This window comes from Pseudomonas sp. WC1 (assembly GCF_050586565.1).
Classification (GTDB): domain Bacteria; phylum Pseudomonadota; class Gammaproteobacteria; order Pseudomonadales; family Pseudomonadaceae; genus Aquipseudomonas.
Genome location: NZ_JBOBDQ010000047.1, coordinates 13,442 through 26,902, shown reverse-complemented (window position 1 = coordinate 26,902; position 13,461 = coordinate 13,442). Strand labels below are relative to the sequence as shown.

14 protein-coding genes are annotated in these 13,461 nt (G+C 63.8%); 12 read left to right on the top strand and 2 right to left on the bottom strand.

All coding sequences use genetic code 11. The features are described 5' to 3' along the window. From ACQ4OD_RS19590 to ACQ4OD_RS19580, 3 genes are all read left to right on the top strand, one after another. Positions 1–1,056, top strand: coding sequence for a PA0069 family radical SAM protein (locus ACQ4OD_RS19590; RefSeq protein ID WP_430944781.1), 1,056 nt, complete (start codon positions 1–3; stop codon positions 1,054–1,056). A gap of 304 nt (positions 1,057–1,360) precedes the next feature. Continuing rightward, positions 1,361–2,080 (top strand): carbonic anhydrase, encoded by a 720-nt coding sequence (locus ACQ4OD_RS19585; RefSeq protein ID WP_102682997.1) that lies wholly within the window; start codon positions 1,361–1,363, stop codon positions 2,078–2,080. Between the two features lie 188 nt (positions 2,081–2,268). Further along, positions 2,269–3,804 (top strand): SulP family inorganic anion transporter, encoded by a 1,536-nt coding sequence (locus tag ACQ4OD_RS19580; protein WP_232967909.1) that lies wholly within the window; start codon positions 2,269–2,271, stop codon positions 3,802–3,804. 131 nt (positions 3,805–3,935) lie between these two features. On the opposite strand, the gene ACQ4OD_RS19575 is transcribed toward ACQ4OD_RS19580, so the two are convergent. After that, entirely contained in the window at positions 3,936–4,577 is a 642-nt protein-coding gene (locus ACQ4OD_RS19575) for a hypothetical protein (RefSeq protein WP_430944780.1), read from the bottom strand. 381 nt (positions 4,578–4,958) lie between these two features. On the opposite strand from ACQ4OD_RS19575, the gene coxB reads away from it, so the two are divergent. The 4 genes from coxB to ACQ4OD_RS19555 are packed head-to-tail and all read left to right on the top strand — an operon-like array spanning position 4,959 to position 9,191. After that, positions 4,959–6,086 (top strand): cytochrome c oxidase subunit II, encoded by a 1,128-nt coding sequence (gene coxB, locus ACQ4OD_RS19570; protein ID WP_198754068.1) that lies wholly within the window; start codon positions 4,959–4,961, stop codon positions 6,084–6,086. A gap of 43 nt (positions 6,087–6,129) precedes the next feature. Beyond that, positions 6,130–7,719 carry a cytochrome c oxidase subunit I gene (ctaD, locus tag ACQ4OD_RS19565; protein WP_023628965.1) on the top strand — a complete coding sequence of 530 codons (1,590 nt, stop codon included), beginning with the start codon at positions 6,130–6,132 and terminating at the stop codon, positions 7,717–7,719. 10 nt (positions 7,720–7,729) lie between these two features. Further along, positions 7,730–8,287 carry a cytochrome c oxidase assembly protein gene (locus ACQ4OD_RS19560; protein ID WP_038707108.1) on the top strand — a complete coding sequence of 186 codons (558 nt, stop codon included), beginning with the start codon at positions 7,730–7,732 and terminating at the stop codon, positions 8,285–8,287. 16 nt (positions 8,288–8,303) lie between these two features. Next, on the top strand, positions 8,304–9,191 hold the full coding sequence (locus ACQ4OD_RS19555; protein WP_110696955.1) for a cytochrome c oxidase subunit 3: 888 nt from the start codon (positions 8,304–8,306) through the stop codon (positions 9,189–9,191). A 54-nt stretch (positions 9,192–9,245) separates the two neighbouring features. On the opposite strand, the gene ACQ4OD_RS19550 is transcribed toward ACQ4OD_RS19555, so the two are convergent. Next, on the bottom strand, positions 9,246–9,449 hold the full coding sequence (locus ACQ4OD_RS19550; protein ID WP_023628968.1) for a twin transmembrane helix small protein: 204 nt from the start codon (positions 9,447–9,449) through the stop codon (positions 9,246–9,248). Between the two features lie 62 nt (positions 9,450–9,511). On the opposite strand from ACQ4OD_RS19550, the gene ACQ4OD_RS19545 reads away from it, so the two are divergent. From ACQ4OD_RS19545 to ACQ4OD_RS19525, 5 genes are read left to right on the top strand one after another with little or no spacing between them, the layout of a single operon-like run. Beyond that, positions 9,512–10,255, top strand: coding sequence for an SURF1 family protein (locus ACQ4OD_RS19545; RefSeq protein WP_198754067.1), 744 nt, complete (start codon positions 9,512–9,514; stop codon positions 10,253–10,255). Beyond that, positions 10,221–10,799, top strand: a complete 579-nt coding sequence (locus ACQ4OD_RS19540) for a hypothetical protein (protein ID WP_430944779.1) — start codon at positions 10,221–10,223, stop codon at positions 10,797–10,799. Before ACQ4OD_RS19545 ends, ACQ4OD_RS19540 begins: the two co-directional genes overlap by 35 nt. A 9-nt stretch (positions 10,800–10,808) precedes the next feature. Next, positions 10,809–11,882, top strand: a complete 1,074-nt coding sequence (locus ACQ4OD_RS19535; protein WP_430944778.1) for a COX15/CtaA family protein — start codon at positions 10,809–10,811, stop codon at positions 11,880–11,882. Then, entirely contained in the window at positions 11,867–12,766 is a 900-nt protein-coding gene (cyoE, locus tag ACQ4OD_RS19530; protein ID WP_430944777.1) for a heme o synthase, read from the top strand. Before ACQ4OD_RS19535 ends, cyoE begins: the two co-directional genes overlap by 16 nt. After that, positions 12,763–13,395, top strand: coding sequence for an SCO family protein (locus ACQ4OD_RS19525; protein ID WP_028688687.1), 633 nt, complete (start codon positions 12,763–12,765; stop codon positions 13,393–13,395). The genes cyoE and ACQ4OD_RS19525 overlap by 4 nt, the downstream gene beginning before the upstream one ends. The last annotated feature ends 66 nt before the right edge of the window (positions 13,396–13,461 follow it).

Below are 13,461 nucleotides of genomic sequence, written 5' to 3'. Positions count from 1 at the left end.
ATGAAACCAGCCCCCATTCGCGGACGCGGCACTGCCGACAACCCGCACAACCGCTTCGCTCCAAGTGTTTCAGTGGCCGAGGACGATGGCTGGTACCAGGAAGTCCCACTTACCCAAGGCACCGAGTTACGGATCGAGACGGCCAAGACCATCATCGCCCGCAATACCTCCCCTGACCTGCCCTTCGACCGCTCCATAAATCCGTATCGCGGCTGCGAGCACGGTTGCATCTACTGCTATGCGCGCCCCAGCCACGCCTACTGGGATCTCTCTCCCGGCCTGGATTTCGAGACCAAGCTGATCGCCAAGACCAACGCCGCCGAGGTGCTCGAGCAGCAACTGAGCAAGCCCGGCTACGTTTGCGCGCCGATCAACCTGGGGTCCAACACCGACCCTTACCAGCCCATCGAGCGTGAACAACAGCTGACCCGGCGCCTGCTCGAAGTGCTGCTGCGTTACCGCCACCCAGTGACCATCGTCACCAAGGGCTCGCTGGTGCTGCGCGACCTGGACCTGCTGAGCGAGCTGGCCAGCCAGCGCCTGGTGCGGGTGATGATCAGCCTCACCACCCTGGACGATGAGCTCAAGCGCACCCTCGAGCCACGTGCGGCCGCTCCAAAGGCGCGCCTGCGCGCTATTCGCGTGCTGCGTGAGGCCGGTGTGCCGGTGGGCGTGCTGTGTTCACCGATGATCCCGATGATCAATGACAGCGAACTGGAGCACCTGCTGGAGGCGGCGAAGGAGGCCGGCGCGCAGAGCGCGGCGTACATGATGCTGCGCTTGCCGCTGGAGGTGGCACCGTTGTTCGAGCAGTGGCTGCACGATCACTACCCGCAGCGGGCCACGCATGTGCTGAGCCTGATTCGTCAGAGCCGGGGTGGTGAACTCTACGACAGCCGATTCGGTGCGCGGATGCGCGGTGAAGGGGTGTTCGCTGACTTGCTGGCGCAGCGCTTTCGCAAGGCGGCCAGGCGGCTGGGGTTCGAAGGGCGGGAGGACCTGGCGCTTGATTGCAGTGCCTTCTGCCCTCCCGGTGCACAGATGGCACTGTTCTAGCCAGCGGCTCGTTCAATCGGGAAGGCGAGCCCTATAAGTACAACTAAAGCAACCCAACAATTTCACTCATGAAGGTTGGCAACTGATGCTTTTTTGCTATTATCCAGTGCTCCCCTCGCCTATTCAGAACGCCCGTTCTAGAGCCTGCGCAATTAAGTTTCAGTTAAGTTTCCTACGCTAGCGTGAGTCATGAGTCAGCAATGACTGTGATTATTTACCCGTGCGCGTCATCTAAATCCCCGCGTCACCCCAATCTTTCCCCGGTAACATGGAATTCACTTTCAAACCGTCAAGAGGATGAATCATGCCCGTCAAGGACCCCTCCAAGGCCGTCCCGGCTGCACCCGCCGAAAGCGCTGATGCCGCCATGAAGCATATCGTCGACGGCTTCCTGCGGTTTCACACCGAAGTCTTTCCCGAGCAGCAAGAGCTGTTCAAGAAACTGGCTACCGCGCAAAAGCCGCGGGCCATGTTCATCACCTGCGCAGACTCGCGCATCGTCCCCGAACTGATCACCCAGAGCTCGCCCGGCGACCTGTTCGTGACCCGTAACGTCGGCAACGTGGTGCCGCCCTACGGCCAGATGAACGGCGGTGTATCGAGTGCTATCGAGTACGCCGTGCTGGCGCTGGGCGTGCACCACATCATCATCTGCGGTCACTCCGACTGCGGCGCGATGCGAGCGGTGCTCAACCCGCAGTCGCTGGCGAAGATGCCGACCGTTTCCGCCTGGCTGCGCCATGCCGAGGTAGCGCGGACCGTGATCGAGGACAACTGCTCCTGTGGCAGCGAGCACGAAAGCATGCAGCTGCTGACCAAGGAAAACGTCATCGCCCAGCTGCATCACCTGCGTACCCACCCCTCGGTCGCTTCGCGCCTGGCCGCCGGGCAGCTGCATATCCATGGCTGGATCTACGACATCGAAACCAGCCAGATCGAAGCCTACGATGCCGCCAGCGACCGCTTCCTGCCGCTGACCGCGGGCGAGTCGATCCCTTCTGCCACACCGAGAGGCCGCTACTAAGCGACCCCAACACGCTGAACAAGCCTTGATTGCCGGCTGCACCCGATGGGTGCGGCGCGGCCTTCGCCTGCCTTGAATCTTCCTGAATGCCGTGCCGGCAGACTCGCTGGCGGCCCACGCCTGCGCGTCGTTCAGGCTTCCCCGTGCTAGCGGCCAGCGGAATGGCCGTGAATCTAGAAAGGAGCTACATGGTGAACATGACACAGATAAAGGCGGCCCTGCCGCGTGAGTTGCTGGCCTCGGTGGTGGTCTTCCTGGTGGCCCTGCCCTTGTGCATGGGTATTGCCATCGCCTCGGGCATGCCTCCGGCGAAGGGGCTGATCACCGGGATCATCGGCGGCATCGTCGTGGGTTTCCTCGCCGGCTCGCCGTTGCAGGTCAGCGGCCCGGCGGCGGGCCTGGCGGTGCTGGTGTTCGAACTGGTGCGCCAGCATGGCGTGGCCATGCTCGGGCCGATCCTGTTGCTGGCCGGCCTGCTGCAACTGCTGGCTGGGCGCTTGCGCCTGGGTTGCTGGTTCCGGGTCACCGCGCCGGCGGTGGTGTACGGCATGCTTGCCGGGATCGGCGTGCTGATCGTGCTGTCCCAGGTGCACGTGATGTTCGACACCGCGCCCCAGCCATCGGGTGTGGATAACCTTCTTGGTTTCCCGGCGACGTTGGCCTCGGCCTTGCCGCTGGAAAGTGCAGGCGCCGGTTGGCAGGCTGGTGCGCTGGGCTTGGGCACCATCGCCATCATGTGGGGTTGGGAGCGCTGGCGCCCGCAACGCCTGCGCTTCATTCCCGGTGCCTTGCTCGGTGTGGCGGCAATGACCGCTGTCAGCTTGTGGCTGGCACTGCCGGTCAACCGCGTGCAGGTACCTGCGGACCTGTCCGAGGCCATTGACTGGCTGCGTCCGGACGACCTGCTCAAGCTGGCCGACCCGACCCTGCTGGTGGCGGCCTTTGCCCTGGCCTTCATCGCCAGCGCCGAGACCTTGTTGTCCGCGGCGGCAGTCGATCGCATGCACAGTGGCCAGCGCTCGGATTTCGACCGTGAGCTGTCGGCGCAGGGTATCGGCAACATGCTCTGCGGCGTGCTTGGCGCGTTGCCGATGACCGGGGTGATCGTGCGCAGCTCGGCCAACGTCCAGGCTGGTGCGCAGACCCGCGCCTCGGCAATCCTGCATGGCCTGTGGCTGCTGGCGTTCGTCGTGGTACTGAGCAGTGTGCTGCAACAGATTCCGGTGGCCAGCCTGGCCGGCGTGCTGGTCTATACCGGGGTGAAACTGGTGGATTTCAAGGCGTTTCGAAACCTGGGCCGCTATGGGCGGATGCCGATGTTCACCTATGCGGCCACTGCCTTGGCAATCATCTTCACTGACCTGTTGACCGGCGTGCTGCTGGGCTTTGCCCTGACCCTGCTGAAACTGGCGCTGAAGGCGGCCCGGCTGAAGATCAACCTGGTGGCGCTGGCCAAGCCGGGGCACATGGAACTGCGCCTGAGCGGCGCGGCGACCTTCCTCAAGGTGCCGGCGCTGACCCAGGTGCTTGATACCGTGCCACAGGGCACCACGCTGCATGTGCCGTTGGGCAATCTGAGCTATATCGACCATTCCTGCCTGGAACTGCTGGAGGACTGGGGACGCAGCGGCGCGGCCAAGGGCTCGCGGCTGGTGTTGGAGCAGCGGCGTCTGAAGCGGCGGGTCGAGGGACGGTTGCGGACCACGGCAGGGGTTGGCGTCTAAGAGGGCCGCCTAGCGGCCCATCGCCGGCAAGCCGGCTCCCACAATGACGGCGCCGGTATCAAACCCTGCGTTGTACTTGTGGGAGCCGGCTTGCCGGCGATGAGGCCAGTCGAAACACTCTAGATTCAAGCTCAGGCCGACTGGCTCAACTCCACGCCCAGCTGGCGCGACAGGCACGGCCAGCGTTTCCAGGCCTCTCCGGTTTCCGGATTCGACAGCTTGTCGCGATAGCGCTCCACTGACTCCACGGCAAAGCTTTCGTCATCGAGCATCTCGTCCACCGAGTGATGCACCACCTCATCCAGCTGGTTGGCGAAGGACTCGCCGATCAGTTGGTGGGCGATCAGGTTGGCGACCGTGGTATCCACCGGGATCAGCGGCTGCTGGAAGTGGCGGATATACAGGTCGTTGACCTCCTCGACCAGGCGGTGCGCCAGATAGGCCTCGTCCAGCAGGCAATCGAGCCCGACCTGCCCCGCCATCACTGTCGGCGGCTGCAGGAAATAGGCCTCGGCAATCTTCAGCACCGGCTTGATCTGCGACTCGATGCCGGCCTCGAGGGCCACGGTGTGCGCGGCTTCGAGCAGTTCTGGAACCTCGTTGATGTAGGCGCCGACGAAGCGGGCCAAAGTACCCTGGGCGTCCTGCTGGGGTAGGTGGATCGAAGGGTGCAGGTGTGGCAGTTGCTTCTCGAGACGGTTTTTCAGTTGGCCTGTGCGGCTCTCGTGTTGATGGGCGTTTTCGATCTGCTCGCGTACAGCAGCGATGTTCATGACAACTCCAGGGACAAGGCGTTACAAACGGAAGACACTAAGTTAGCTTGCTTGCGAGAATCGCTAAGACGCATTTGTTATATCGCTTAGGCGCGTGTAGGAAATTGGCTATATCAATGTGCCATTATTGTGCTCCAGCCCAGTATTCATGCACCTTCCAGCGCAAACGTTTGATTGCGTGAAGATCATTTCAGTCCCCGCGTTGCGCCCCATTGGTCGGTGGCTATACTCCGCTTGAAACGTGATTCGTTGATGAGGCCCGACTGCCTTAAGCAGGGGGCTCGGTCGTCGAAGCCAGGCAGTCTTGGCCACCGTTCCCCCCTTTGTCGTAGCAGGTCGTCCACGCCTCCGGGACTACAAGAACGATAAGGGGAACCCGCAATGATGCGACATCCACATGTCTGGATGGGCCTGTTGCTGTGGTCATTGTTTGGTCAGGCACAGGCAGCATGGACGGTGAACATGGCGCCCGGGGCGACGGAAGTCTCCCACGCGGTGTTTGACCTGCACATGACCATCTTCTGGATCTGCGTGATCATCGGCATCGTGGTGTTCGGCGCGATGTTCTGGTCGATGGTCATTCACCGCCGCTCAACCGGGCAGAAGGCCGCGCACTTCCACGAGCACACCTGGGTCGAGATCCTCTGGACCGTCGTGCCCTTCCTGATCCTCGTGGTCATGGCCATCCCGGCCACCAAGACCCTGATCGACATCTACGACGCCAGCGACTCGGACATCGACATCCAGGTCACCGGTTACCAGTGGAAATGGCACTACAAGTACCTGGGCCAGGACGTCGAGTTCTTCAGCAACCTGGCTACCCCCGCCGAGCAGATCCACAACCAGTCGCCGAAGGACGAGCACTACCTGCTCGAAGTCGATCAGCCGCTGGTACTGCCGGTGGGCGCCAAGGTGCGCTTCCTGGTGACCGCCGCCGACGTCATCCATTCCTGGTGGGTGCCGGCCTTCGCGGTCAAGCGTGACGCCATCCCCGGCTTCGTCAACGAGGCCTGGACCCGGGTCGAGAAGCCCGGGATCTACCGCGGCCAGTGCACCGAGCTGTGCGGCAAGGACCACGGCTTCATGCCGGTGGTGGTCGAGGTGAAATCCAAGGCCGACTACGACACCTGGCTCGGCGAGCGCAAGGCCGAGGCGGCCAAGCTCAAGGAGCTGACCAGCAAGGAATGGACCCTCGAAGAGCTGGTGGCACGTGGCGACAAGGTCTACCACACCACCTGCGTGGCCTGTCACCAGGCCGAGGGCCAGGGCCTGCCGCCGATGTTCCCTGCCCTCAAGGGCTCGAAGATCGCCACCGGGCCCAAGGAAGCGCACCTGGGCATTGTCTTCCACGGCAAGCCGGGCACCGCCATGGCGGCATTCGGCAAGCAGCTTTCGGAAGTCGATATTGCCGCGGTGGTCACCTACGAGCGCAACGCCTGGGGCAACAACAAGGGCGACATGGTCACGCCGAAGGACGTGCTGGCGCTCAAGCAGGCCGAAGCGCAATGAGCCGGGCTACCCGCGGCAGTCAGTGGATTGCAGGAGACAGGACATGAGTGCAGTGATCGACGACCACGCCCACGGTCATGAACACGCCCACGGCCCGGCCAAGGGCCTGATGCGCTGGGTGCTGACCACCAACCACAAGGACATCGGCACGATGTACCTGTGGTTCGCCTTCACCATGTTCCTGCTCGGCGGCTCGTTCGCCATGGTGATCCGCGCCGAGCTTTTCCAGCCCGGCTTGCAGATCGTGGAGCCGGCGTTCTTCAACCAGATGACCACCATGCACGGGCTGATCATGGTGTTCGGCGCGGTGATGCCGGCCTTCGTCGGCCTGGCCAACTGGATGATCCCGCTGATGATCGGCGCGCCAGACATGGCCCTGCCGCGGATGAACAACTTCAGCTTCTGGCTGCTGCCGGCGGCGTTCCTGCTGCTGGTCTCGACCCTGTTCAGCCCCGGTGGCGGGCCGAACTTCGGCTGGACCTTCTATGCCCCGCTGTCGACCACCTACGCCCCGGCCAGCGTGACCTTCTTCATCTTCGCCATCCACCTGATGGGCATCAGCTCGATCATGGGCGCGATCAACGTGATTGCCACCATCCTCAACCTGCGCGCCCCCGGCATGACCTTGATGAAAATGCCGCTGTTCGTCTGGACCTGGCTGATCACCGCGTTCCTGCTGATCGCGGTGATGCCGGTGCTGGCCGGCGTGGTGACCATGATGCTGATGGATATCCATTTCGGCACCAGCTTCTTCAGCGCGGCCGGCGGCGGTGACCCGGTGTTGTTCCAGCATGTGTTCTGGTTCTTCGGGCACCCCGAGGTGTACATCATGATCCTGCCGGCCTTCGGCGCGGTCAGCTCGATCATCCCGGCGTTCTCGCGCAAGCCGCTGTTCGGCTATACCTCGATGGTCTACGCCACCGGGGCGATCGCCTTCTTGTCGTTCATCGTCTGGGCCCACCACATGTTCGTGGTCGGCATCCCGGTGGTGGGTGAACTGTTCTTCATGTACGCCACCATGCTGATCGCCGTGCCCACCGGGGTGAAGGTGTTCAACTGGGTCAGCACCATGTGGGAAGGCTCGCTGACCTTCGAGACGCCGATGCTGTTCGCCATCGCCTTCGTCATCCTGTTCACCATCGGCGGCTTCTCCGGGCTGATGCTGGCCATCGCGCCTGCGGACTTCCAGTACCACGACACCTACTTCGTGGTTGCCCACTTCCACTACGTGCTGGTGCCCGGGGCGATCTTCGGCATCTTTGCCTCGGCCTATTACTGGCTGCCGAAATGGACCGGGCACATGTATGACGAAACCTTGGGCAAGCTGCACTTCTGGCTGTCGTTCGTCGGCATGAACCTGGCCTTCTTCCCCATGCACTTCGTCGGCTTGGCCGGCATGCCCCGGCGCATCCCCGACTACAACCTGCAGTTCGCCGACTTCAACATGGTCTCGTCGATCGGCGCCTTCATGTTCGGCGCCACGCAGATCTTCTTCCTGTTCATCGTCATCAAGTGCATTCGCGGTGGCGCGCCGGCACCGGCCAAACCCTGGGACGGCGCCGAGGGGCTGGAGTGGTCGATCCCTTCACCTGCGCCTTACCACACCTTCCAGACGCCGCCGGAAGTGAAGTAGGAGCTTGCCCATGGACGGCTTGTCGCTCAAACGCCTGGTCAGCCGCCTGCTGATGCTGACCGTGGTGATGTTCGCCTTCGGCTTTGCCCTGGTGCCGATCTACGACGTGATGTGCAAGGCCTTCGGCATCAACGGCAAGACCGGCGGGCAGTACGCGGGCACCCAGGTGAGCGACCCGACCCGTTCGGTGCGGGTGCAGTTCATGTCGACCAATGCCGGTGACATGAGCTGGGAGTTCCACTCCACCGCCGACCAGATCGAGGTCAACCCAGGGGCGGTGAACCAGATGATCTTCGTGGCCCGCAACCCGACCAACCAGCCCATGAGCGCCCAGGCCATCCCCAGCATCACCCCCGCCGAGGCTGCGGCGTACTTCCACAAGACCGAGTGCTTCTGTTTCACCCAGCAGGTCCTGCAGCCGGGCGAGCGCATCGAGATGCCGGTGCGCTTCATCGTCGACCGCGACCTGCCGGAATCGGTGAAACACCTGACCCTGGCCTACACCCTGTTCGACATCACCGCTCGCCACCCCCCGGTCGCCCACGCCGCGACCGAGGGCGCCCGTTGAGGGAAGGAGATACGTCATGGCAAGCCACGAGCATTACTACGTACCGGCGCAGAGCAAGTGGCCGATCATTGCCACGATCGGCATGTTCATCACCGTGTTCGGGCTCGGCACCTGGTTCAACGACCTCAAGGCCGGCCACCCGGAGTCCCACGGGCCGCTGATTTTCTTCGTTGGCGCGCTGTTCCTGGCCTACATGCTGTTCGGCTGGTTCGGCGCGGTGGTCAAGGAAAGCCACGCCGGGCTCTACAGTGCGCAGATGGACCGCTCGTTCCGCTGGGGCATGAGCTGGTTCATCTTTTCCGAGGTGATGTTCTTCCTGGCCTTCTTCGGCGCGCTGTTCTATGTGCGGGTGCTGGCCGGGCCGTGGCTGGGGGGCGATGGGGCCAAGGGCGTGACGCACATGCTCTGGCCCAACTTCGAGTTCGTCTGGCCGCTACTGCATACGCCGGACCCGAAACTGTTCCCGCCACCGAAGGAAGTCATCGATCCGTGGCACCTGCCGCTGATCAATACCATCCTGCTGGTGAGCTCCAGTGTGACCGTGACCATCGCCCACCACGCCCTGCGCAAGGGGCACCGCGGCACGCTGAAGCTGTGGCTGGGGCTGACGATCCTGCTGGGGCTGGCGTTTCTCGCCCTGCAGGCCTACGAGTACCACGAGGCCTACAACAAACTCGGGCTGACCCTGGGCTCGGGCATCTACGGCGCGACGTTCTTCATGCTTACCGGGTTCCACGGCGCGCACGTGACCTTGGGCACGCTGATCCTGTTCGTGATGTTCTGCCGGGTGCTGCGCGGGCACTTCGACCCGGACAAGCACTTCGGTTTCGAGGCGGCGAGCTGGTACTGGCACTTCGTCGATGTGGTGTGGGTGGGGTTGTTCATCTTCGTGTATGTCCTGTAGTGCGGCTTCGCGGGTGATCGCGGCTGAAGCCGCTCCTACAGGGATGGTGTGAATTCAGAAAGGTGCGTGCGACACCAGTTGCCCACTGATCAGGCCCCAGGCCACCAGGGCGATGGTCAGGGTGGCGAGAGCGACGCGCACGGTAAGGGCCTTGAGCAGGCGGGTCGACTGGTCATCGTCCTTGACCAGGAACACCAGGCCACTGAACAGGCTGGCGATGGTGGCCAGCAGCATCAGGACAATCGCGGCCTTGAGCATGGCGACACTCCGGGGGATGAGGTGATGGATACAAGTATAGCGCTCGACCTCAAGAGGCCCTGGTGAAGCCGTTTCGCCCAGGCCTGGTACCGACCCTGGTGGTGCTTGCGCTGCTGCCGGGGTTGATCGCGCTCGGCTGCTGGCAACTGCGGCGCGCCGACGAAAAGCGTGACCTGCTGGCCACCTACACCGAACGCCAGATCGAGGCGCCGGTCACTGCTGACCGGTTGCGCCAGCTGCCGGACCCGGCGTTCTACCCCGTGCACCTGTATGGCCGGTTCGATGCCGGTCACAGCCTGCTGCTGGACAACCAGATGCGTGACGGCAAGGCCGGCGTCGAGCTGTTGCAGCCCTTCCACGATCAGGCCAGTGGCCTGTGGTTGCTGGTCAATCGCGGCTGGCTGGCGTGGCCCGACCGTCGTGTGCCGGTGCGCTTCGACACGCCCAACCAGGCGCTGGCGCTGGACGCCACGGTCTACGTGCCGCCGGGCAAGACGTTCCAGCTGCACCCGGACAACCCCGACGGCCAGTGGCCGCAACTGCTGACGGCGATCGATCCGTCCGGGCTCTGGCAGCAACTGGGCCGGGAAGGCTTTGCTCAGGAGCTACGCCTGCGGCCCGGCCCGGCCGCCTACCGCCTGGACTGGCCGGTGGTCGCCATGGGCCCGGAAAAGCACCAGGGCTACGCCGTGCAGTGGTTCGCCCTGGCGAGCGCGTTGGTACTGCTTTACCTGTATTTCGGCTGGCATCACAACGACAAGGAGAACCGCCATGGCCGCCGCCACGAGTCCACTGGACGTGCCTGACCGCCGCAAGCCCCGCGGGCGCCTGCAACTGCTGTTGATCCTGTTCGTCGTGCTCGGGCCGATGATCCTTGCCACCAGCATGTACAAGCTCAAGTTCTGGGTACCGGAGGGGCGCAGCTATCACGGTGTGATGATTGGTAATGGCGAGGGCCGGGCGGATATCGGCATCGATGCCCAGGACGAGCGCTGGCAGTTGCTGGTCAGCTCCCCGGGCGCCTGTGTCGAGGACTGCCGGCAACTGGTGTACCTGGCCCGACAGATCCAGGTCGGCCTGGGCCGCGATGCCAGCCGCGCCAGCCATGCCCTGGCGGCGGCCCAGCCGCTGGCCGCTGACTACCAGGCGTTGCTGGGCCGTGAATACCCGCAGTTGCAACGCTATCCGCTGGACGCCCAGCGCTATACCCAGAAGGTCGGCGACACTGCCCCGCAACTGTGGATCGTCGATCCTCACGGCAACCTGGTGCTGCGCTACGACGCCAAGGTCAAGGGCAAGCATGTGCTGGACGACCTGCGTCACCTGCTCAAGCTGTCCAACATCGGCTAGGAGGCTGCCATGGCCAGACCCGGATTCCGCCTTGCTGTGTTCGCCACGCTGCTGGCGCTGCTGGTCGTGTTGCTCGGCGCCTACACTCGCCTGACTCATGCCGGTCTTGGCTGCCCCGACTGGCCGGGGTGCTACGGCTTCATCAGCGTGCCCAAGACCGATGCCCAACTGGCCCATGCCGAACTGCACTTCCCTGAGCACCCGGTGGAGGAAGCCAAGGGCTGGGCAGAGATGGTTCATCGCTATTTCGCCGGCAGCCTGGCACTGGTGATCGCACTGCTTGCCTTCCAGGCTGTACGCCGGCATGCCCATGACGGCCAGCCCTACCGCCTGCCAGTGTTGCTGCTGGGGGTGGTGCTGGCCCAGGCGGCGTTCGGCATGTGGACGGTGACACTGAAACTGTGGCCCCAGGTGGTGACCGCGCACCTGCTTGGCGGGTTCACCACGGTGAGCCTGCTTTTCCTGCTATCCCTGCGTCTATCCCGGGCTTTTGCGCCTTTGCCGAAACTGCCGCTGAGCTTGCGGCGGATCGCGGCGCTGGCGCTGCTGGTGGTGATCGGCCAGATCGCCCTGGGGGGTTGGGTCAGCGCCAACTACGCGGCGGTGGCCTGTATCGACCTGCCTACCTGCCATGGTCAGTGGTGGCCGGCGGCGGACTTCAGCAACGGCTTCCACCTGACCCAGCACGTCGGCCCCAATTACCTGGGCGGGCAACTGGACAGCGATGCGCGCACGGCGATCCATGTCAGCCACCGGCTCGGCGCGATGATGGTGCTGGCGGTACTGCTGTTGCTCAGCTGGAAGTTGCAGCGCAATGGCCTGGGCGGCCTGGCGCGCCTGGTATTGCTGGCGCTGACGCTGCAGCTGGGCCTGGGCATCAGCAACGTATTGTTCCACCTGCCGCTGGGCGTGGCCGTTGCCCACAACGCTGGCGGTGCGCTGCTGCTGCTGACCATGGTGCTGGTGAACTACCGCATCCGCGTGGTCGACAAGGTCCGAGTAGGGCATGGCTGGCGCCTGACGCCGGTGGCCGGGGCGCAACTCACTCATCACATGAGGAACGATTCGTGGCGACGGTTCTGAACACGGAACGCCAGCGCGCCGGATGGCGCGACTATCTGGAACTGACCAAGCCGAAGGTGGTGGTGCTGATGCTGATCACCTCGCTGGTGGGGATGTTTCTCGCCACCCGCGCGGGGGTGGCCTGGAGCGTCCTGCTGTTCGGCAACCTCGGGATCGCCTTGTGCGCGGGGGCGGCGGCGGCGGTCAATCACGTGGTCGACCGACGAGTCGATGCGTTGATGGCCCGTACCCACAAGCGTCCGTTGGCCCAAGGCCGGGTGGCGCCTCTGGCGGCACTGTTGTTCGCCTTGTTGTTGGCCGTGGCAGGTATGGCCTTGCTGCTGGCTTTCACCAACCCCCTCACCGCCTGGCTCACACTGGCCTCGCTGCTGGGTTACGCGGTGCTCTACACCGGCTTTCTCAAGCGGGCCACGCCGCAGAACATCGTGATCGGCGGCCTGGCTGGGGCCGCGCCGCCATTGTTGGGCTGGGTAGCGGTCAGCGGGCACCTGGGCGCCGAGCCCCTGCTGCTGGTGCTGATCATCTTCGCCTGGACACCGCCGCACTTCTGGGCCCTTGCGATTCATCGCAAGGAGGAGTACGCAAAAGCTGATATTCCCATGCTACCCGTTACCCATGGCGAGCATTACACGGCCCTGCATATCCTGCTCTACACCTTGATATTGCTGGCCGTGAGCCTGTTGCCCTATGCCATACACATGAGCGGCCCGCTGTACCTGGCCTGTGCCTTGCTGCTGGGCCTGCGCTTCCTGCACTGGGCCTGGGTGTTGTACCGTGGCACCCGGCCGCACGCGGCGATCAAGACGTTCAAGTACTCTATCGGCTACCTGTTCGCCCTGTTCATCGCGTTGCTCGTAGACCACTACCTGTTGCTGAACCTATGACCCGAACCCAGAAAACCGTCTTCATCCTCGTTGCCCTGGTCGCGCTGATCATGGGCCTGACCGTCAACAAGGTGCTCAACGACCGTGGTCAGTTGAACCCCACCGAGCTGATCGATGCCGGCATCATCCTGCTGCCGCAGAGCCGTACCGTGCCGGACGTGACCATGACCGACCAGAACGGCCAGCCGCTGGTGCTGGACCAGCTCAAGGGCAAGTGGTCATTGCTGTTCTTCGGCTACACCTACTGCCCGGACATCTGCCCGACCACCCTGGCCCAGCTGCGCCAGGTGAAGAGCGAGCTGCCCAAGGAGGCGCTGGAGCGTCTGCAGGTGGTGCTGGTGAGCGTCGACCCGAACCGCGACACGCCGAACCAGCTCAAGCAGTACCTGGGCTATTTCGACAAGGATTTCGTCGGGGTGGCGGGCTCGATCGAGGATACCCAGAAATTGGCCAACGCCTTGAGCATCCCGTTCATCCCGGCCGATACCAGCAAGCCCGGGTATACCGTGGATCACAGCGGCAACCTGGCGGTGGTCGGGCCGGACGGGCGTCAGCGCGGGTTCATCCGAGCGCCGTTCAACAACCAGAAGCTGGTGGCGCAGTTGCCGGGGCTGGTCAAGCGCGATTGAGATATTTGGGCCTGCTGCGCAGGCCTTTCGCCGGCAAGCCGGCTCCCACAATCGTGCAGTCTCTGT

Excerpts from the sequence above, each read along its gene's own strand:
- ACQ4OD_RS19590 (WP_430944781.1), top strand. The coding sequence starts at position 1 with ATGAAACCAGCCCCCATTCGCGGACGCGGCACTGCCGACAACCCGCAC.
- ACQ4OD_RS19585 (WP_102682997.1), top strand. The coding sequence starts at position 1,361 with ATGCCCGTCAAGGACCCCTCCAAGGCCGTCCCGGCTGCACCCGCCGAA.
- ACQ4OD_RS19580 (WP_232967909.1), top strand. The coding sequence starts at position 2,269 with ATGGTGAACATGACACAGATAAAGGCGGCCCTGCCGCGTGAGTTGCTG.
- ACQ4OD_RS19575 (WP_430944780.1), bottom strand. The coding sequence starts at position 4,577 with ATGAACATCGCTGCTGTACGCGAGCAGATCGAAAACGCCCATCAACAC.
- coxB (WP_198754068.1), top strand. The coding sequence starts at position 4,959 with ATGATGCGACATCCACATGTCTGGATGGGCCTGTTGCTGTGGTCATTG.
- ctaD (WP_023628965.1), top strand. The coding sequence starts at position 6,130 with ATGAGTGCAGTGATCGACGACCACGCCCACGGTCATGAACACGCCCAC.
- ACQ4OD_RS19560 (WP_038707108.1), top strand. The coding sequence starts at position 7,730 with ATGGACGGCTTGTCGCTCAAACGCCTGGTCAGCCGCCTGCTGATGCTG.
- ACQ4OD_RS19555 (WP_110696955.1), top strand. The coding sequence starts at position 8,304 with ATGGCAAGCCACGAGCATTACTACGTACCGGCGCAGAGCAAGTGGCCG.
- ACQ4OD_RS19550 (WP_023628968.1), bottom strand. The coding sequence starts at position 9,449 with ATGCTCAAGGCCGCGATTGTCCTGATGCTGCTGGCCACCATCGCCAGC.
- ACQ4OD_RS19540 (WP_430944779.1), top strand. The coding sequence starts at position 10,221 with ATGGCCGCCGCCACGAGTCCACTGGACGTGCCTGACCGCCGCAAGCCC.
- ACQ4OD_RS19535 (WP_430944778.1), top strand. The coding sequence starts at position 10,809 with ATGGCCAGACCCGGATTCCGCCTTGCTGTGTTCGCCACGCTGCTGGCG.
- ACQ4OD_RS19525 (WP_028688687.1), top strand. The coding sequence starts at position 12,763 with ATGACCCGAACCCAGAAAACCGTCTTCATCCTCGTTGCCCTGGTCGCG.